Below are 19,065 nucleotides of genomic sequence, written 5' to 3' on the forward strand. Positions count from 1 at the left end.
CGGTCAGCGTGCCACAGGGGCTGCCGTTGCCGGCGTGGCCGCCGCGGTGGCGCCCGGGGCCTGCCAGCCACACATCTGGCCCTGATTCTGCTGCTTGAGCCACTCGTTGACCGGGGTGAAGTACTCGATCATCGGGCCGGCATCGAGCTTGTCGCCGCCGGTGATCTCGCGCAGCGTGGCCTGCCACGGCTGGCTGGCACCCTTGCTCAGCATCGCCCAGAACTTCTGCCCGGCTTCCTTGTTGCCGTAGAAGCTGCACTGGTGCAGCGGGCCCTTGTAGCCGGAGGCATCGCACAGGCCCTTGTAGAACTGGAACTGCAGGATGCGTGCCAGGAAGTAACGGGTATACGGGGTGTTGCCCGGGACATGGTACTTGGCACCGGCGTCGAAGAACTCCTCACCACGTGCGCTGGCCGGCGCTACGCCCTGGTACTTGGCCTTCAGGTCCCACCACGCCTGGTTGTAATGGTCCGGCGTGATCGAGCCATCGAACACCCCCCAGCGCCAGCGGTCGATCATCAGGCCGAACGGCAGGAACGACACGCCGCTCAGGGCCATGCGCATCTGCGCGTTGATGGTCGCCTCGCGGCTTTCCTGCGGGGTGTCGACCAGGCCGATCGAGTTGAGGTACTGCGGCGTCATCGCCAGCACGATGGTGTCGCCGATCGCCTCGTGGAAGCCATCGTTGGCACCGCCCTGGAACAACGGCGGCAGCGGGTTGTAGGCCAGGTCGTAATAGATGTGGCCCAGCTCGTGGTAGATCGTGGTGAAGTTCTCTTCGTTGGGCTTGATGCACATCTTGGTGCGCACATCGCCCTCCATGTTCATGTCCCACGCGCTGGCGTGGCAGACCACGTCGCGGTCCAGCGGCTTGATGAACTGGGTCTTGTCCCAGTACGACTTCGGCAGTGCCGGCATGCCCAGCGAGACGTAGAAGTCCTGCGCACGTTCGGTCATCTGCTTGGCGGTGCGCAGTTCGGCCTCACGCTGGGCCTTGTACAGCGCCTCCACGTTCGCACCGCTGCCGGCCTTGGCCAGCGCGCCGCTCAGGTTGGCCTGGTACTGCTTTTCCAGCGCGGCGGTGATGTCCAGGCTGCCGGCGCCCGGGTACGGTTCCAGCTGGTCCCACAGGTTGGACCAGTCCTGCTGCCACATGTTGCCTAGCAGGTGGGCGGCGATCATGCCGCCCCCGGTCTCGGCCTTGTCCTTGCCGTAGGTGGCATCGAGCTTGCTACGTGCGTAGCAGTGCAGCTGCTCGTACATCGGCTTGACCTGTTCCCACAGGCGGTCGGTTTCCGGGCCGATCTGCTCCGGTAGCATGTMATAGCCGCTGCGCCACATCTGGCCGGCATCGGCGAAGCCCATTTCCTTGGCGCCTTCGTTGACCAGGCCGACGAAGCGCTGGTAGTCGGCCCGCATCGGCTTGGTGGTGGCGTGCCAGCCCTGCCAGGCGTCGAGCTGCTTGTCGTAGTCGCGGCTGCGCGCAAGGACCTGTTCCAGGTCGCCGAGCTGGCGGCAGCTCTGCGGGTTGGCGTCGTCGGTGCAGTATTTGCCCGAGCCGTAGGCGCCTTCCATGCGGCTGGCGATGCGGGTGAGCTCGGACAGCTTGGCCGGGTCGCGCGGGGCAGGCATGGAGGTCATGAGCTTGAGCAGGTGGATCTGGCGCTTGGTGTCTTCGCTCATGGGCTGGCCGTCGTACCTGGCGGCCTGGGTGATCCAGCCGTTGAGGACGGTGAGCCAGCGCTCGTTGGCCTTGGCCGCCACGCGTTCGGAATCTTCGTTGATGTAGGTCGAAGACAGCCACTGCGCGGAGGTCATTTCCGGGTACATGGCCTTGTACTCGGCGTTGACGCGGGCAATGAACTGGTCGGCGGTCTCGCCCGGCTTGGCGCTGGTCGCCGCGGGGGCGTCAGCCGGGGTGGGTTCCTTCTGGCAGGCCGCCAGGGTCAGTGCGGCAGCGCCGACAGCCAGGGCCAGCAGGAGCGGGCGGTGGTTCACGGGGACATCCTTGGGTGGTGACAGACCGGCGAAGGCTAGTGAAGCACCGGTCGCACCGCAAGGGGCAGGGCAGCACGTTCCCGGTCGACCGGGTAGCGTCAACGTCGACGGCGTGGCGTCCGTATTACGGGGTGCGGGTCGGTGCGCATGGAGAAACAACGGCGCAAGACCAACTCGCAGGCAGGGCGTCTTTGCTCGACCTTCCGCCGACGCACACCCTGGGGGGCGAGGCAGGCGATACCGTGGCGGGACCGTCGGGCGCCATGGATGGCGCACGTCGAGCCCCCATGGATGGGTTTACGGCGCGTCCCGCCACGGTATGGCCTGCCTCGCCACAAACGGAAGAGCGAAAAGCTGACAGCTCTCACCTTCAGGCGCCGGACACTCGACTACGCGTTGAACGGGTCAAACCTCGCACCCGGCAAACAGATCGCGGCCACGTTCGTACACCGACGTCTTGACCTGCATCAATCCCAGCACCGACGGAAACAGGTTGTCGTGGTCGGTGTACTTGCCCGCACGCTGGCGCACGCAGGCCAGGTTGAGCCCGCGGTTGGCGGCAAACGAGGGCGAGAACCACATCGTCATCGGCACCCGGGTCTGTTCCTGCGGTGCGATCGCGTAGGGCACACCGTGCAGGTACAAGCCCTTTTCGCCCAACGACTCGCCGTGGTCGGACAGGTAGATCATCGCCGTGTCGTAGTCGTCCATGCCCTGCAGCGTGCCGATGGTGCGGCTGAGCAGGTGATCGGTATACAGCAGTGCATTGTCGTAGCTGTTGGTGATCTGCTCGCGGCTGCACTTGCCCAGGTCGGCGGTGTCGCAGGTCGGCGTGAAGCGGCGGAAGCGCGCCGGATAGCGCTCGAAATAGCTCGGGCCGTGGTTGCCCAGCTGATGCAGCACCACCACCCGGTCGCCGGGGGTGGCGCGCACCTGGCTGGCCAGGTCGTCGATCAGGATTTCGTCCATGCAGCGGCCGTTGGCGCACAGCTGTGGGTTCTTCGCATCATCCAGCGGTTGCATCGCCAGGCCTTCGCAGACGCCCTTGCACCCGGACTGATTGTCGCGCCACAAGGTCTTGATGCCGGCGTACTCCAGCACATGCAGCAGCGACTGGTGCGCGCGGATCTTCTTTTCGTCGTRGTCGTGGCGGCCATACGGCGAGAACAGGCACGGCAGCGACACCTCGGTGCTGGTGCCGCAGGAGTGCATGTCCGGGAAGTTGATCACGCTGGCCTGTGCCAGTTCCGGCGTGGTCTGCTTGGCGTAGCCGTTGAGCCCCCAGTTCTGCGCCCGGGCGGTTTCGCCCATCACGATCACCAGCAGACGCGGACGGCTGCCGGCCGCGCGTGGGGTGGCCTTGGCATCGGTGCCGATCGGCAGCTTCGGCGCGCGCTGGATCGGGTTGTCGCCGCGCAGCGCCTTGGGCAGGCCCAGCAGGAAGTTGCCTGGCGTGGCCAGGTAACGCACCTCGCGCTGGTTGCGCATCAGCGCGGACATTTCCTGGAAAGAAAGCATGGCCCCGCCGAATGCGACCACCGCCGACAACAGCAGGAAACCGGCACGCCACAACAGCGCCTTGCCCCAGCTGCGCTTGACCAGCTGCACGCGCCACAGCACCAGCATCGGCAGCAGGGCCAGCAACAGGAGCGGCGCGATCAGCGCCGGGGTCATCAGCTCGCGGCTTTCCTTGTGGTCGGTGGCCAGCACGTTGCGCAGCATGTCCGCATCCAGATAGATGTGGTAGCTGCCCATGTAGTGCGCCGCCATGGCGGTGCCGAGCAGCAGCAGACCCACCACCATCTTGGCATTCCAGCGCCACACCAGCAGACCCATCAGCAGGCAGTGGGCGCCCACCAGGAACAGCAGCAGCGAGATCGCAAAGCGGATGCTGCCCGGATGGGTGGCCATGGCGCTGTGCCAGAACAGGCCATTGCAGGCCACCGCGAAGAACAGGCTGGTGAGCGCGATCAGCGCTTCGGTGGACAGCTGCGGCCGCCAGCTGCGCCAGCGTGCCAGCTCCACGAACCGTGTCGTGCGGGGTACCGATGCACTCATGCCCGCTCTCCCTGTGGCAGTGCCGGTTGGGTACTGCGCGATCGTTTCAGCAGCGGCTGCACCGCCAGATACAACAGCAGCGACACCAGCCAGCAGGTGGCCAGCGTCCACAGATCATGGGACAGGAAGTGCGCGCCGCGTAGCTGCTGGGACAGCCCGAATACCCCGCCCGCCACCAACCCGACCGCCAGCCCGCGCCAGCGCCAGGCCGGTCGCACCATCAGGGCGAAGAAGTACAGACTGATCCATGCGTATCCCGCGCTCGAATGGCCGGCAGGAAAACAGATGCCACGGGGCATGTCGTGCGGCCGTGAAGCGAACAGGCCGATGTACTCCCGCGCACCGCCGTAGCGGGCCAGGTCCCAGGGGCAATCCATGTTGGTCACCGACTTGAGCAGCGACACCACCCCGGTGCCCAGCGCCACCGCCAGCACCAGATACAGCAGTGGCCAGCGCCACGCGGCGGCGCGTTCGCTGCGCCAGGCATGCGTGCACAGCACGATCGCTGCCAGCGCTGCTGCCGTGCTCGTCCACTTGCCGACCTTGTGCACCAGATGGCTGGTGACCCAGGCGTTCTGCAGGGCCCAATGATGACCTTCGAGTCGATAGAACTGGTCGGCCAGCCATTGGTCGCCGCCGAAGCCCATCAACAGCGCGCTGGCCGCCAGGGTTGCCAGCAGCGGCAACCACAGATGGCCGCGCAGGAACTGCGCGACCGGGGAGGGGGCCACGTGGGAAAGGGCGACAGGAACGGCGGACGCTGAGGGCATGGGCGATTCAAAGGCGAATTGATTCGCGGCCATGGTCGTCAGCGGCGTGTCGGAGAKCAGTCGGAGCGATGTTGGACACAGGTTAAATGGGGGCCCTGTGCAGGCCTGCCATTCAGTCCGGCTCGTCTGTCGACACCGCATCACCCTGCAGATGCGAATGGCAATCGACACGCCACGCGGTGCCGGGCACCAGTTTCCAGCGGTTGCGATTGCTGCTGCCGATGTCGATCACCTGCGCGCGGTCCACGCAGGGGCTCATCGCCTCGTCCAGCACCAGCAGCCAGCGCGTCCGTGGTGCCAGTGCGAGCCAGGGACCGGCATCCTGCCACTGCTCGTCCCATGGCCGCTTGAAGCCGAACTCGGCAACCTTGCGATCGGCCTGCAGCAGGTTCTGTTCGCGCCAGGCCAGCAGGCCCAGCTCCCCATCCGGACCGATCCGCTGGCCGACCCGCTGCATCAGTGCCGATGCCGAACTGTAGGGATCCAGCGCGGGCATCAGCCCCCAGCCGTACAGATTCCACAGCAGGAATGACGTGATCACCACCAGCGCACCCGCGCGGCGCTGGCGCAGCCAGGCCATCACGCCGATCAGCACCCCCCCGAAACCCAGCATCCAGCTGCCGAGCAGCGGCAGCAGGCTGGCGGGCATCTCGCGCCGTGCCAGCTGCGCGTGTGCCCACGCACTGCCACTGAGCAGTTGCGTGCCGATGTACAGCGCGGCCACGGCGAGCAGGGCGACGTAGGCCAGCAGCAGCCAGCGGGCACCCGTCCTGCGCAAGAGCCCCGGCAGCAACGGCGCGGCAGCCACGCACAGCAGCGGCAGCATCGGGAAGATGTAGACCTCGCGCTTGCCGGGACTGGCGCTGAAGAACACCAGTACCAGCAACGACCAGCCCAGCAGCAGCCAGTAACGGCCGTCCAGGCGTTTGAGGCGCCGCCACCAGGCGGGCAGCAGCGCGGGCAGCAGCAGGCTGCCCGGCAGCCACAACGTGGCGATCACCTGCAGGTAGTACCAGGCCGGCTGCACGTGGTGCCAGGCGTTGGCATAGCGGGTGCCGGTCTGCTTGAACAACAGCTCGCGTGCGTAGGCCTGCAGGCTCGGCTCGGGATCGTTCAACAACGCGATACCCAACGGCGCCAGCCATACGGCCGTGCCGAGCAGGAAGGCCGGCAGCAGCCACCACAGGCTGCGCGCGCTTGCCGCGCCAGGCGGGCGTGGCTGATCGCGGCTGCGCCAGCGCCACAGCGCCCACGGCAGCAGCACCAGCAGCGGCAGGAAGCCCACGCCCTTGGTCACCGTGCCCAGCCCGGCGGCGAAACCGGCCAGCCACAGCGCGCCCAGGTTGCGACCCTCCAGCAGGTGGCGCAGCAGGCCCCACATCGCCAGCGTCGTCATCGCCACCAGCACCATGTCGATCTGCGCACGCTTGGCCATCAGGCCGAACTGCAGGCAGCTGAACAATGCGAGCACCGCCCACCACGCGACCCGCCGGTTCCACAGCCGTCGCGCCAGATCCCAGGTCAGCCACAGGGTCAGCAGGCCGGCCAGCAGCGAGGGCACCAGGAAGGCCAGGTTCCAGCCGCCAAACACGGTGTGGCTGGCGGCCTGCATCCACATGAACACCGGCGGCTTCTCGGCGTACAGCTCGCTGCCCCGATGCGGCAGCAGCCAGTTGCCGCTGTCCACCATCGCACGCGCGGCCAGCACGAAGCGCGGCTCGTCGGGCGGGGAKGGTTGGCGCATGCCGATACCGGCCAGCAGGGCCAGCACGATGCCCACGCAGACCAGGATCGGCCAGCGATGGCGCAGCAACGTTGCGTCGGGCATGTCGGCACTCTTCGGCTAAACCGCCACTGTCTCCCCGACAGCGTGGGAAAAGCGTCGAAACCGGCCCATTGCGACCGGATTCCGACATGGATCGGGCTACCATGCCCCGATCCGTTCACGAGAGTCTGCCATGCGGCTCCTGGTCATTGAAGACAACCGCCAGCTGGTCGCCAACCTGTTCGACTATTTCGAATCGCTGGGCCACGTGCTGGATGTCGCGCCCGACGGCGTCACCGGCCTGCACCTGGCGGTCAGCCATGCCTACGACGTCGTCATCCTGGACTGGATGCTGCCGCGCATGGAGGGCCCGGAAGTCCTGCGCCGGCTGCGTGCCGAGCACGGCTCGGAAGTGCCGGTAATCATGCTCACCGCGCGCGATGAGCTGCCCGACAAAATCGCCGGCTTCCGGGCCGGTGCCGACGACTACCTGACCAAGCCCTTCGCACTGCCCGAACTGGAAGTGCGCCTGGAAGCGCTGATGGTGCGCGCGCATGGGCGCAATCCGCGCAAGGTGTTGGAAGTGGCCGATCTCAAGCTGGATCTGGCCACGCTGGAGGCCTATCGCGACGGCAAGGTGCTGCACCTGTACCCGGCCTGCCGCAAGCTGCTGGAAGTGCTGATGCGTGCCAGTCCCGCGGCGGTGACCCGCCAGCAGCTGGAGTTCGCGCTGTGGGGCGATGAGCCGCCCGATGGTGACCTGCTGCGTTCGCACRTCTACGAACTGCGCCGCAGCGTGGATGGCGCCTCCGCGCAGAAGTTGATCCATACCTTGCCACGCGTCGGCTATCGGCTGGGCCTGATCGGCACGGAATCCAGCAATGAGACCGCGTAAGCCCGCACCGCTGCACCGCCGGCTGGTGTGGTGGTTGCTGGCGTACCTGGCCATGATCTCCATCGCCGTGTTCAGTGTGGGCAACTACGTGCATGAACATGCCGAGCATTCGGCGTGGCGCGCGCTGCTCAACTCCGAGCTGGACAGCATCGTCAACCATATCGAGCACGAACCGCATTACCGCTGGCAGGACTCGGACACGCTGCGGCTGTTCACCCTCGATGGCCGTGTGGGCGTTCCCGAAAGCTTGCGTACGCTGCATCCCGGGCTGCACGACGGGGTGATGGTCAACGATCGGGCCAGCGCGGTCATGATCCGCGATACCGACAAACTCGGCCGGCTGGCGCTGGTGCTGGACATCAACGACTTCCACGAACTGGAGGAATTCGCCACGCGCTGGGTGATGCTGGCCGGGGTGGTGATGATCATCGTGACCGTGCTGATGGCCTCCTTCGGCGTCAGTCGGCTGGTGCGGCCGTTGCGTTCGCTGGCCACGCGCATCGATCAGCTCAAGCCCGGCGTGCCGGGGCAGCGGGTGACCGTTGACCCGCGCGGCAGCTCGGAGCTGTATGTGATCGCCGCCGCGGTCAATGATTACCTGGCCCGCAACGAACAGTTCGTCGAGCGCGAGCGCGCCTTCATCACCACCACCAGCCACGAACTGCGCACGCCCATCGCGGTGATCACCGGCGCAGCCGAGCTGGCGTTGGGGCAGCCGGCGCTGCCGGACCGCGCGCGCGTGCAGATGCAGCGCGTGCACCGCACCGCGCAGGGTGTGGAGCAGCTGATCCAGCTGCTGCTGGTGCTGGCGCGTGATCCGGCGCGCCTGGCCGCACGCGGCGAGCGCATCGCACTGGATCAGCTGGTGCCGGACATCATCGAGGACCATCGCCACCTGATGGGCGACAAGGACCTGCGCATCGAAGTGGAGGGTCTGGCGCCGGCAGAGATCATCGCGCCGCTGGGCGTGGTGCAGGCGGCCATCGGTAACTTGCTGCGCAATGCGATCGAAAACAGCGGCCGCGGCACCATCCATATCCAGCTGTCGCGCGCGGCGGTGGTCACCCTGCAGGATCCCGGTCATGGCATGAGTCCGGAAGAAATCGCCGCCGTGCACGCGCGGATGGCACGCGGCGATCGCAACGAACAGAGCGGGATCGGTCTGGAACTGATCGCCAAGCTCTGCGACCACCTGGGGTGGGCGCTGCAGATCGAACCGTGCGCGCCGCGTGGCACGAAGGTGATCCTTGACCTGGGTGCGTCGCTTCCAGGCGCGTCCCCGCGTGCGATGACGTAATCGGACTGCCACGCGCGGTGCCGCCGCGTGGCATCGAGTGAAGATGATGTTAACCTCTGGAAAGGCGCCGCTTTATGCGGCGCTTTTTTTTCTTCGATCGACAGAGGATGGCGTCATGCCGACCGAAACCAGCACTGCACTGATCACCAATGACATTGTCGGCCTCGGCCTGATCGCCGCCACACTCGCGCTGATCTTCTGGGCCGCGAGCGGGCCGACCCCGCTGCTGAAAAAGATCTTCGCCTGGGTGCCGGCACTCCTGCTGTGCTATTTCATCCCGGCCATCTACAACACCGCCGGCATCATCGACGGCCACAACACCTCCCTGTACAACCCGATCGCACGCGACGTCCTGCTGCCGGCCGCGCTGGTGCTGCTGACGTTGTCGATCGACCTCAAAGGGGTGATGAAGCTCGGCCCCAAGCTGCTGGTGATGTTCTGTGCCGGTACGCTCGGCATCATGCTCGGTGCGATCGTGTCGTTCCAGCTGATGTCCTGGATCCATCCGGAAACCGTCGCCGGCGACACCTGGGCAGGCATGGCCGCCCTGGCCGGCAGCTGGATCGGCGGCGGCGCCAACATGGTGGCGATGCGCGAAGTGTTCGGCACCGACGCGACCACCTTCGGCCAATTCGCGGTGGTCGATGTGGCCTGTGCCAGCCTGTGGAYGGCGGTGCTGCTGTTCCTGGCCAACCGCGCCCCGCAGATCGACGCGCGCAACGGCGCCGACACCCGCGCCATCGATGAGATGAAGGCGCGGATTTCGGCCTACGAAGCGCAGAACGCGCGCATTCCCAGCCTGACCGACCTGATGGTGATCGTCGGTGTCGCGCTGGGCGGCGTTGGCCTGGCGCACGCCATCGCCGCGCCGCTGAGCGGCTGGTTCAAGGCCAATGTGAGCTGGGCCAGCCAGTTCAGCCTGGACAGTGCGTTCGTGTGGGTGGTGTTGCTGTCCACCGCGCTCGGCCTGGGCCTGAGCTTCACCCGCGCGCGGCGGTTGGAGTCGGCCGGTGCCTCGCGGCTGGGGACACTGTTCCTGTATTTCCTGATCGCCTGCATCGGCATGCAGATGGATCTGCTGTCGCTGCTGGATCGTCCGTGGCYGTTCGCGCTCGGCGCGATCTGGATGCTCACCCACATCCTGGTGCTGTGGATCGCGGCCAAGCTGCTGCGGGCGCCGCTGTTCTTCTTTGCCATCGGCTCGCAGGGCAACATCGGTGCGGCCGCCTCGGCACCGGTGGTGGCCGCCGCGTTCCATCCCTCGCTGGCGCCGGTCGGGGTGCTGCTCGGCACCGTCGGCTACGCCACCGGCACTGGCCTGGCGTATGTCACCGGCCTGRTCCTGAAATGGATGGCCGGGGCCTGATCGGCCCCGGGGAGTCGCCCGTCCCGGACGAATTCCGGGGCGGCGACGCGCGCGGTTGGCCGTGCCGGCCGCTGGCCCGCGCGCCGCCGCTGCCCTCCTCAAGGCGATGCCGGCCACCTGGTTCGTCAACGATACCGATTGCCTGGACAGCGTCTACCGGCTGCAGCGCGGTCAGGGCTACGTCGATCGGATGGGCGCGGCCAACAACGCGAAGGTGACGTCGAGCGCGGTAACGCTTACCGGATGGCCCCATGAAAAACGGCGGCGCTTTCGCGCCGCCGTCGGTGTCTTCAACGAGGCATCCGCTTCAACAGCAGCGGCCACCGTTCCTGCCCCCGTAACGCGCCTCCTGGCGCTCGCGGAAGAAGGTCTTGTAGTCCATCGGTACGCGGTCGGGGTGGTTTTCCAGCACGTGGCGCACGTAGTTGTCGTAGTCGGGAATGCCGCAGCACAGGCGTGCGGTCTGCACCAGGCGCCGCCACAGTCGGCGGTGCGCCTGGTACTGGCCAACGGGAACCAGTTCGGTACTCATCACAGGTCTGCCATCTGGTGTGGCTGTAGCGCCACGTACGGGGTTTCCTTGTCGCTGCGCTGCGGATTGCGGCGCGCCTGCACGATGGTCTTGATCGCATAGAACAGGATCGAGAACACCACGAACAGGAACAGCACGGTCAGGCTCGTGTTGACGTAGGCGTTGACCACGATCTGATGCATCTGGTCCAGGCTCTTGGCCGGCGCGGTGATGGTGCCGGTGGCGATCGCATCCTGGAACTTGTGCGCCTGGGCCAGGAAGCCCTGGGCCGGGTTCTTGTCGAAGATCTTGATCAGCCCGGCGTACGTGGTGCAGATCAGCAGCCACACCGCCGGCACGCCGGTCACCCAGGCAAAGCGCTCGCGCTTCATCTTGAACAGCACCACCGTGCCCAGCATCAGCGCGATGCCGGCCAGCATCTGGTTGGAGATGCCAAACAGCGGCCACAGGGTCTGGATGCCGCCGAAGGGATCCTTGACGYCGGTGTACAACAGGTAGCCCCACAGCGCCACGCAGCCTGCGGTGGCGATGATGTTCGCCGTCCACGACTCGGTCTTCTTCAGCGCCGGCACGAAGTTGCCCAGCAGGTCCTGCAGCATGAAGCGACCGGCACGGGTCCCGGCATCGACCGCGGTCAGGATGAACAGCGCTTCGAACAGGATCGCGAAGTGGTACCAGAACGCCATCATCGCGTTGCTGCCGCTGGGAATGGCCTGGTGCAGGATCTGCGCGATACCCACTGCCAGCGTCGGTGCGCCACCGGCACGGTGCAGGATGGTCGGCTCGCCGATGGCCAACGCGGTGGCTTCCAGCTGCTCGGGGGTGATCGCAAAGCCCCAGGTGGTGGAGATGTAGTGCGCGGCCGATACAGCGTCCGGACCGATCACCGATGCCGGGCTGTTCATGGCGAAGTAGATGCCCGGATCGATGATCGAGGCCGCCACCAGTGCCATCACCGCGACGAAGGATTCCATCAGCATGCCGCCGTAGCCGATGTAGCGCATGTGGCGCTCATTGGCCAGCAGCTTGGGCGTGGTGCCCGAGGCGATGAGTGCGTGGAAGCCGGACACCGCGCCGCAGGCGATGGTGATGAACAGGAACGGGAACATGCCGCCCTTCCACACCGGGCCGTCGCCGCTGGCCGCGAACTGGGTCAATGCCGGCATCTTCAGTTCCGGCATCACGATCAGGATGCCGATCGCCAGCGCCACGATGGTGCCGATCTTGAGGAAGGTGGACAGGTAGTCGCGGGGTGCCAGCAGCAGCCACACCGGCAGCACCGAGGCGACGAAGCCGTAGCCGATCAGCATCCAGGTGATCTGGATGCCGGTGAAGGTGAAGGCCGGGCCCCAGACCGGATCGGCGGCGACCTTGCCGCCGAACCAGATCGCGGCCAGCAGCAGGATCAACCCGACCACCGAAATCTCGCCGATCTTGCCGGGGCGGATGTAGCGCATGTACACGCCCATCATGATCGCGATGGGCATCGTCGCAATCACCGTGAACATGCCCCACGGACTCTCGGCCAGGGCCTTGACCACCACCATCGCCAGTACCGCCAGGATGATGATCATGATCAGGAACGCGCCGAACAGCGCGATGGTGCCGGGCACCTGGCCCATTTCCTCGCGGACCAGGTCACCCAGCGAGCGCCCGTTGCGGCGGCTGGAGATGAACAGGACCATGAAGTCCTGCACCGCCCCGGCCAGCACCACGCCGACCACCAGCCACAGCAGGCCGGGCAGGTAGCCCATCTGTGCGGCGAGCACCGGGCCGACCAGCGGACCGGCACCGGCGATGGCGGCGAAGTGGTGGCCGAACAGCACGTGTTTGTTGGTCGGGACATAGTCCAGGCCATCGTTGTTGAGCACCGCCGGGGTGGCCCGGGTCGGGTCGAGCTGCATCACCTTGTCGGCGATGAACAGGCTGTAGAAGCGGTAGGCGATCAGATAGATCGACACTGCGGCGACGACGATCCACAACGCATTGATGTGTTCGCCACGGCGCAATGCAACCACGCCCAGACAGAACGCGCCGAGCAGCGCGAGCGCCGCCCAGCCGAGCTTGGAAAAACCTTTCATGAGATTGCGTCTCCCTGGAGATCGTCGTAAGAGTCTGCCCTGGCACCGGCGGGGTCAATGCAAAGGCGGCCGCTTGCCGCTAGTACTTTGGTCGTAGGTCGCAACGTGGACCACGTAACGGCACGGCCATGCGGCCGGTCCAGCGTGCTGCCTGCACGGTGCGCGAACGCTATCGCTGGAACAATCGGTTGCGGCCGTGGCGGTTGGCCCCCGGGCCGTGTGCGCCCATCTTGTTGGCTGGAGACCTTCTTGCTGGAGTTCAGATGAGCAGCCCAACCCCCGTGCGCGTGGAGCGCACCATCCGTGGCATGGCCACCTCCGACGGTGCCGGCGTACGCCTGACCCGCGTGATCGGCGGCCCGTCGCTGCCCGACCTGGACCCGTTCCTGCTGCTGGATGAATTCGGCACCGACCGTGCCGAGGATTACCTCGCCGGTTTCCCCAGTCATCCGCACCGGGGCTTCGAGACGGTCACCTACATGCTCGACGGGCGCATGCGGCACAAGGACAACCACGGCAACGAAGGCCTGCTTACCCCGGGCAGCGTGCAGTGGATGACCGCCGGGCGTGGGCTGGTGCATTCGGAGATGCCCGAGCAGGAATCGGGGCAGATGCGCGGCTTCCAGCTCTGGGTGAACCTGCCTGCCCGCGACAAGATGACCGACCCGAAGTACCAGGAATTCGCGCCGGAGCGCATTCCGGTCGCCACGCCTGCCGACGGCGTGCAGGTGAAAGTGATCGCCGGCCAGGTCGGTGACGTGGCCGGGCCGATCGTGCAGCCGGCGACCGATCCGGTCTACCTGGACATCACCCTGGCCGCAGACGCGCGCTGGGAGTACACCCTGCCCGAAGGGCACAACGCGTTTGCCTACGTCTTCGAAGGCGGGTTGTCGGTAGGGCAGGGCGAGGATGCGCGCCCCATCGCGCGCCAGGAGCTGGCGGTGCTGGGCGGTGGCGAGCTGCTGCAACTGCAGGCCGGCGCCGAGGGTACGCGGTTGATTCTGGTGGCCGGGCGCCCGCTGCGCGAACCGGTGATGCGCCACGGTCCGTTCGTGATGAACACCCGGCAGGAACTGATGCAGGCCTTCGTCGATTTCCAGGAAGGCCGCTTCTGAGGCCAGCGTCACGGGGTAGAGCCGAGCCATGCTCGGCTGCTTTCCGTTCCGATGCCGCCATCGCGGGCAGGAGCAGGGCAGGATGACACCCCGCGCCGGGCACGCCCCGGCGCGCCCGGTGAAGCTGAGGCCGCGGGTGAAGTGCGGGGATGGCGGCATCATCCCCATCCTCCTCAGCGACCTGCGGCAACCGCGGTCGGATTCAGATTCATCCCCTGGGTCAGCGTCTGCAGCGACCCCAGCTCCTGCGCGTCGCCGGCATACAGCGCGATCTGCGCATAGCGGTTCTTGTCGAACTTCACCACGGTGATGCGGCGGTTCTCGTAGCCCGGCGGCTGCTGGCCGCCCAGGTCAGGCTGGTACCAGTACAGCGATTCGCCAGCGAACAGGCCCTTTTCCTGGCGCAGCGGGCGGCTCAGCGGCAGCTCCGGGTTGCGCGCGCTGAGGATCAGGCTGAGCACTTCGCGGCCGTCACCGGTGCTGGCCTTGCACAGCAGCAGATCGGCCTGCGCCTGCTGCTGCCATTGCAGGCCGCTGCTGGCAGGAAGGGACGGACATTCGGTCGGCGACTGGGCCGACGCGGCCGCAGCGGACAACGACAGGCTCAGGCACAGGGCAGCGCGCAGGATGTTCATTGGTTCCCCCAAGGTCGGAATGGCCGCGCGTTGGCCTGGCAGGACGTTCCGGTGGCCGCAGACAACCCTGGCCGACGTTGCGCATTTCCCCATGCGCGTCCCGGAAGCGCCCATCGCCAAGTGACGGCGTGGTGATCTCGACCTTAACGGAATGTGACTTGATCTACAAATAACTGTTTCAGGTGATCCGGACTGAGCCGGGATCCGCATTGGCAGACCCCGGCCGTTGCCCTTCATCGCGGTTCTGCACCGATCCATTTATAGGCGATGCCACCGATCAGCCCCCCCAGCAGCGGGGCCAACCAGAACAGCCACAGCTGGCCGAGCGCGCCACTGCCTGCAAACACCGCCACGGCCGTGGAGCGTGCCGGATTCACCGAGGTGTTGGTCACCGGGATGCTGATCAGGTGAATCAGGGTCAGGGCCAGGCCGATCGCGATCGGGGCGAAGCCAGCCGGCGCACGACCGTGGGTGGCGCCCATGATGACCACCAGGAAGAACGCGGTGAGCACCACTTCGCACAGGAACGCGGCGGCGATGCTGTAGCCACCGGGCGACAGCGCGCCATAGCCGTTGATGGCGAACGCTCCGGCCTGGCTGCCATCAATGGCGAAGCCGGGCGCGCCGGAGGCGATCTGCAGCAGGATGAAGCCGGCCAACAGGCCGCCCAGCACCTGGGCCACGATGTAGGGCAGCAGGTCGCGGCCGGGGAAGCGGCCGCCGGCCCAGAGACCGACGCTGACCGCAGGATTGAAGTGCGCGCCGGACACGTGGCCGAACGCGTAGGCACCGGTGAGGACGGTCAGGCCGAAGGCCAGGGCGACACCGAGAAAGCCGATGCCCAGTGGATTGCCATCACCGCCGAACGTGGCCGCCAGCACGGCGCTGCCGCAGCCGCCCAACACCAACCAGAACGTGCCGAGGAACTCCGCGGCCAGACGTTTGCCCATGCTCATGGATCGTTCTCCACCAGACGCCCGAGGCGGGCAGGCAGACCGTAGCTGAATCGCGGTTCATCAGAGTGAACGTGGCGTCAAGGTGCCGACGAACGGTGGGCGGTCAATACGCCGGCAGCGGGATGAATTCCTTGTCATCGCCGGGAATGCTGCCGAACCGGCCGGCCTCCCAGTCGTGCTTGGCCTGCTCGATGCGTTCCTGCGAGCTGGAGACGAAATTCCACCACAGGTGACGGGGGGCATCGAGCGGTTCGCCGCCCATCAGCATCGCCTTGACCGGCGTCTTGGCGCGCMGCCGGCCGCGCGCGTTATGTTCGGGAATGATCAGGTGCTGGGCAGGCACGTCCACGCCGTCCAGCTGCGCCTCGCCTTCGAGGATGTAGAGCGAGCGTTCCACATGCCCGGTATCCAGGTCGATTTCCGCACCCGGGTCCAGGTCGATGGCCACGTTGAGGGTGTCGGCGAAGACCTTCACCGGGGATTCTTCGCCATAGGCGCGGCCGGCGATGATGCGCAGCCAGGCGCCGTCACGGCGCTGCTGGGGCAGGGTGGCGGCGGCGTGGTGGTAGAAGGCCGGTTCGGTTTCTTCGGCGCTTTTGGGCAGGGCCAGCCAGGTCTGCATACCGTGGATGGGGTGATCGTGCTCGCGTTCCGGCGGCGGGGTGCGTTCGGAATGCGCGATGCCGCGGCCGGCGGTCATCCAGTTGACGTCGCCGGGGCGGATGACCTGGTCCGAGCCGAGGGTGTCGCGATGGCCGATCGCGCCGGACCAGAGGAAGGTGACGGTGGCCAGACCGATGTGCGGGTGCGGGCGGACGTCGATGCCGGTACCGGGCCCGAGGATGGCCGGGCCCATCTGGTCGACGAACACGAACGGGCCGACGCTTCGCGCCTGCAGGGTCGGCACGGCGCGGCGCACCTGCAGGCCGCCGATGTCGTGGACGCGGGGGGCGATGATGGTGGTCATGCGGGCTTTCTCGCTGGCGTGGGCAGGGGTGCAGGATGGCATGCAGGGGATCCCGCCGCATGCCCCAAACGGGTAACAGGGTGTTGCGCTGAGCGCCCCAAAAAAGCAGGGTTCTTCTGCCTTCCGCGTGGCAGGCAGAAGCGTGCTTTGACGCTTTCCAGGCGCGGTGGTCGGTGGRTCGGKCGCTGGGCTCCATGCCCTTTCCGGCGACGCCCCCGGCGCCGGCCTGCGGCCGCCGCCTCCTCCTCTATTTCGCCTCCAAGGGCATGGGCACCCAGCGCCCGACCCACCGACCAAGGCCAGAAAAGCCTCGCTTCCCGCTGCGTACCGCAAGCCCAGCCCCGTCGCGGCCGGTAGGCCCCTGGGCAAAATAAAGGAGGAGGCCGCCCTGCGGCCGGGGGACATTTGCACCAGGGGCCTACCGACCGCGACGGGGCCCACACGCTCGCGACAGACCCGAGCGAAGACGCCACCAGACTCCCACTACGCCTGGAACAACCGACAACGCGCACATCGCCGTGCCGTCTCAATGGCGGTTGGAACAAGACGCCCCCGCCAGTGGGAGAAGAACCAAAAACAACGCCACCTTTCGGTGGCGTCGTCATTGCATCGTTGTCGGCAGGAAACTCAGATCACCGGCTCACGCAACACGGCATCGTCCCAGCCCGGGCGCGGGGCGAAGCGATCGCCGTGGCGCTGCTGCAGCACCTTCAAACGTTCCACCAGCGCATCGGCGCCGGTGGCGCGGATGTACTGGATCGGACCGCCGCGGAACGGCGCGAAACCGGTGCCGAAGATCACGCCGGCATCGAGTAGGTCGGCGTCGGCGACGACGCCGTCGTGCAGGCAGGCCACCGCTTCGTTGAGCAGCGGCAGGATCAGGCGGTCTTCGAGGTCGGCCGGGGCCTCGTAGTTGGACGGCACGTCGGTTTTCTGCGCGCGGCCGTTCTCCCATTTGTAGATGCCCTGGCCATCCTTCTTGCCGCGCTTGCCCTGCTCGACGGTCTGCAATGCGGCCGGAATCTGCAGGCCCAGGAACGGCGCAAGTTCCTTGCCCACGCCGGCAGCGACGTCCAGGCCGACGGTGTCGAGCAGTTCGATCGGGCCCATCGGCATGCCGAACTTCACCGCGGCCTTGTCGATGACGGGACCGGGAATGCCCTCGGCGTACGCGGTGGCCGCCTCCAGCATGTACGGGAACAGCACGCGGTTGACCAGGAAGCCCGGGGTGCCGGCCACCGGCACCGGGAACTTGCCCAGCGCCTTGCAGAACGCGGCCAGGCGACGTTCGGTGTCCGGCGCCATGCCGTCGTGATGGATGATTTCCACCAGCGGCATCTGCGCGACCGGGTTGAAGTAGTGCAAGCCGGCGAACTGCGCCGGGCGCTCGATGTGGTCGCGCAGTTCGAGCAACGGGATCGAGGAGGTGTTGGTGGTCAGCAACGCATCGGCCTTCATCTTCGGCTCCAGCGTCTGGTACAGCGACCGCTTGGCCTGCGGGTCTTCGATGATGGCCTCGATCACCAGGTCGGCCAGCGCGACACCCTCACCGGCGAGGTCGGCCTTGAGGCGGGCGGCCACGGCCGGACGCTTGCTGTCGTCCTTCACTTTCTTGGCGAACAGCGCCTGCGCGCGTTCCATCGCCGGATCGATGAAGCGCTGCTCGCGATCCTGCAGGGTCACGTTGAAGCCCTTGAAGGCCGACCACGCAGCGATGTCGCCGCCCATCACGCCGGCGCCGACCACGTGCACGTGGCTGATGCCGTGGTCCTTGCCACCCAGTGCCTTGAGGCGCTCGGTGAGGAAGAAGATGCGGATCAGGTTGCGTGCGGTCGGCGTGCTGGCCAGCTTCACCACCGCGCGACGTTCGGCGTCCAGGCGGGTCTGGATCGGGCTGCCACCGGTGCGTGCCCAGGTGTTGATCAACGCATACGGGGCCGGGTAATGCTCCTTGCGCGCCTTGCGGGCGACCTGCTTGGCCATCTGCGGGGCCAATAGCTTCCGCGCCAGCCAGGTGTTGGTCGCCCACGCGGTGGCGCGCTGCTTGAACGGGCGGGTGGTACCGGTCAGCGCGAGTGCAACCGCCGTATCCAGCAGTACCGCCGGGGCGACGACCTTGTCGACCAGGCCGATGCCGCGCGCGGCCGACGCCGAGAGGGTGCGGCCGGTCAGCATCATGTCCATTGCCGCCGGTGCGCCCACCAGTTGTGGCAGGCGCGAGCTGCCACCCCAACCGGGGAAGATGCCCAGCTGCGTCTCCGGCAGACCGATGCGGGTGGAAGCGTCATTGGAGGCCACGCGGTAACGGCAGGCCAGTGCCAGCTCGGTGCCGCCGCCCAGGCAATGGCCGTGGATCGCCGCGACGGTCGGGCAGGGCAGTTCGGCCAGCTTCTGGTAGGTGCTCTGGCCGCGGCGGATGGCGTCATTGACGGTGCCGCGGCGGTCGAATTCCTGGAACTCCTTCAGGTCGGCACCGGCGATGAACCCGGCCGGTTTGATCGACTGGAGGACCACCGCCTTGGGCGGGTCCATCGCGATGCGTTCGATCAGGTCGCCCAGTTCCAGCAACACGTCCTGGGACATCGCGTTGACGCTGCTGTCCTGGCGGTCGAGGCTGAGCACCACGACAC

14 protein-coding genes and 1 pseudogene are annotated in these 19,065 nt (G+C 67.0%); 5 read left to right on the top strand and 10 right to left on the bottom strand.

The genetic code is table 11. The features are described 5' to 3' along the window. Positions 1 to 3: 3 nt before the first annotated feature. The 4 genes from ACXJKH_RS03580 to ACXJKH_RS03595 all read right to left on the bottom strand — a co-directional run bounded on the left by ACXJKH_RS03580 (position 4) and on the right by ACXJKH_RS03595 (position 6,654). Positions 4 to 1,998 (bottom strand): M2 family metallopeptidase, encoded by a 1,995-nt coding sequence (locus tag ACXJKH_RS03580; protein WP_457318331.1) that lies wholly within the window; start codon positions 1,996 to 1,998, stop codon positions 4 to 6. Between the two features lie 405 nt (positions 1,999 to 2,403). Then, positions 2,404 to 4,056, bottom strand: coding sequence for a phosphoethanolamine transferase (locus ACXJKH_RS03585; RefSeq protein WP_457318332.1), 1,653 nt, complete (start codon positions 4,054 to 4,056; stop codon positions 2,404 to 2,406). Next, positions 4,053 to 4,826: a phosphatase PAP2 family protein gene (locus tag ACXJKH_RS03590; protein ID WP_457318333.1), complete on the bottom strand. Its 774-nt coding sequence runs from the start codon at positions 4,824 to 4,826 to the stop codon at positions 4,053 to 4,055. Before ACXJKH_RS03590 ends, ACXJKH_RS03585 begins: the two co-directional genes overlap by 4 nt. A 112-nt stretch (positions 4,827 to 4,938) precedes the next feature. Continuing rightward, complete coding sequence (locus tag ACXJKH_RS03595; protein WP_457318334.1) at positions 4,939 to 6,654, bottom strand: ArnT family glycosyltransferase; 1,716 nt, start codon at positions 6,652 to 6,654, stop codon at positions 4,939 to 4,941. A 130-nt stretch (positions 6,655 to 6,784) separates the two neighbouring features. Between ACXJKH_RS03595 and ACXJKH_RS03600 the strand changes: the two genes are divergently transcribed. From ACXJKH_RS03600 to ACXJKH_RS03615, 4 genes and pseudogenes are all read left to right on the top strand, one after another. Continuing rightward, on the top strand, positions 6,785 to 7,486 hold the full coding sequence (locus ACXJKH_RS03600; RefSeq protein ID WP_457318335.1) for a response regulator transcription factor: 702 nt from the start codon (positions 6,785 to 6,787) through the stop codon (positions 7,484 to 7,486). Beyond that, positions 7,473 to 8,783, top strand: a complete 1,311-nt coding sequence (locus ACXJKH_RS03605) for a sensor histidine kinase (protein WP_457318336.1) — start codon at positions 7,473 to 7,475, stop codon at positions 8,781 to 8,783. Before ACXJKH_RS03600 ends, ACXJKH_RS03605 begins: the two co-directional genes overlap by 14 nt. 115 nt (positions 8,784 to 8,898) lie before the next feature. After that, positions 8,899 to 10,149, top strand: a complete 1,251-nt coding sequence (locus ACXJKH_RS03610) for a DUF819 family protein (protein ID WP_457318337.1) — start codon at positions 8,899 to 8,901, stop codon at positions 10,147 to 10,149. Positions 10,150 to 10,210: 61 nt separating this feature from the next. Next, positions 10,211 to 10,372 (top strand): annotated as a pseudogene (locus ACXJKH_RS03615) (DUF3103 family protein); the annotation flags it as partial. 84 nt (positions 10,373 to 10,456) lie between these two features. Here the strand turns inward: ACXJKH_RS03615 and ACXJKH_RS03620 are convergent. Continuing rightward, positions 10,457 to 10,681, bottom strand: a complete 225-nt coding sequence (locus tag ACXJKH_RS03620) for a YbdD/YjiX family protein (RefSeq protein ID WP_256775765.1) — start codon at positions 10,679 to 10,681, stop codon at positions 10,457 to 10,459. After that, a complete protein-coding gene (locus ACXJKH_RS03625) occupies positions 10,681 to 12,762 on the bottom strand; it encodes a carbon starvation CstA family protein (RefSeq protein WP_457318338.1) in 2,082 nt (693 codons plus the stop codon). The genes ACXJKH_RS03620 and ACXJKH_RS03625 overlap by 1 nt, the downstream gene beginning before the upstream one ends. Positions 12,763 to 13,025: 263 nt before the next feature. On the opposite strand from ACXJKH_RS03625, the gene ACXJKH_RS03630 reads away from it, so the two are divergent. Then, a complete protein-coding gene (locus tag ACXJKH_RS03630) occupies positions 13,026 to 13,877 on the top strand; it encodes a pirin family protein (protein WP_457318339.1) in 852 nt (283 codons plus the stop codon). A gap of 173 nt (positions 13,878 to 14,050) precedes the next feature. On the opposite strand, the gene ACXJKH_RS03635 is transcribed toward ACXJKH_RS03630, so the two are convergent. From ACXJKH_RS03635 to ACXJKH_RS03650, 4 genes are all read right to left on the bottom strand, one after another. Next, positions 14,051 to 14,512, bottom strand: a complete 462-nt coding sequence (locus ACXJKH_RS03635; protein WP_457318340.1) for a hypothetical protein — start codon at positions 14,510 to 14,512, stop codon at positions 14,051 to 14,053. A 233-nt stretch (positions 14,513 to 14,745) separates the two neighbouring features. Further along, positions 14,746 to 15,468 carry an aquaporin Z gene (gene aqpZ / locus ACXJKH_RS03640; protein WP_457318341.1) on the bottom strand — a complete coding sequence of 241 codons (723 nt, stop codon included), beginning with the start codon at positions 15,466 to 15,468 and terminating at the stop codon, positions 14,746 to 14,748. 103 nt (positions 15,469 to 15,571) lie between these two features. Then, positions 15,572 to 16,435 carry a pirin family protein gene (locus tag ACXJKH_RS03645; RefSeq protein WP_457318343.1) on the bottom strand — a complete coding sequence of 288 codons (864 nt, stop codon included), beginning with the start codon at positions 16,433 to 16,435 and terminating at the stop codon, positions 15,572 to 15,574. 627 nt (positions 16,436 to 17,062) lie between these two features. Further along, a partial coding sequence (locus ACXJKH_RS03650) for a 3-hydroxyacyl-CoA dehydrogenase NAD-binding domain-containing protein (RefSeq protein ID WP_457318342.1) occupies positions 17,063 to 19,065 on the bottom strand: 2,003 nt, incomplete at its 5' end.

The sequence above is a fragment of the Stenotrophomonas sp. P5_B8 genome, assembly GCF_054049855.1.

Bases quoted from the DNA above. Each gene is read 5' to 3' on its own strand.
- ACXJKH_RS03590 (WP_457318333.1), bottom strand. From the start codon at position 4,826: ATGCCCTCAGCGTCCGCCGTTCCTGTCGCCCTTTCCCACGTGGCCCCC.
- aqpZ (WP_457318341.1), bottom strand. From the start codon at position 15,468: ATGAGCATGGGCAAACGTCTGGCCGCGGAGTTCCTCGGCACGTTCTGG.
- ACXJKH_RS03635 (WP_457318340.1), bottom strand. From the start codon at position 14,512: ATGAACATCCTGCGCGCTGCCCTGTGCCTGAGCCTGTCGTTGTCCGCT.
- ACXJKH_RS03630 (WP_457318339.1), top strand. From the start codon at position 13,026: ATGAGCAGCCCAACCCCCGTGCGCGTGGAGCGCACCATCCGTGGCATG.
- ACXJKH_RS03620 (WP_256775765.1), bottom strand. From the start codon at position 10,681: ATGAGTACCGAACTGGTTCCCGTTGGCCAGTACCAGGCGCACCGCCGA.
- ACXJKH_RS03605 (WP_457318336.1), top strand. From the start codon at position 7,473: ATGAGACCGCGTAAGCCCGCACCGCTGCACCGCCGGCTGGTGTGGTGG.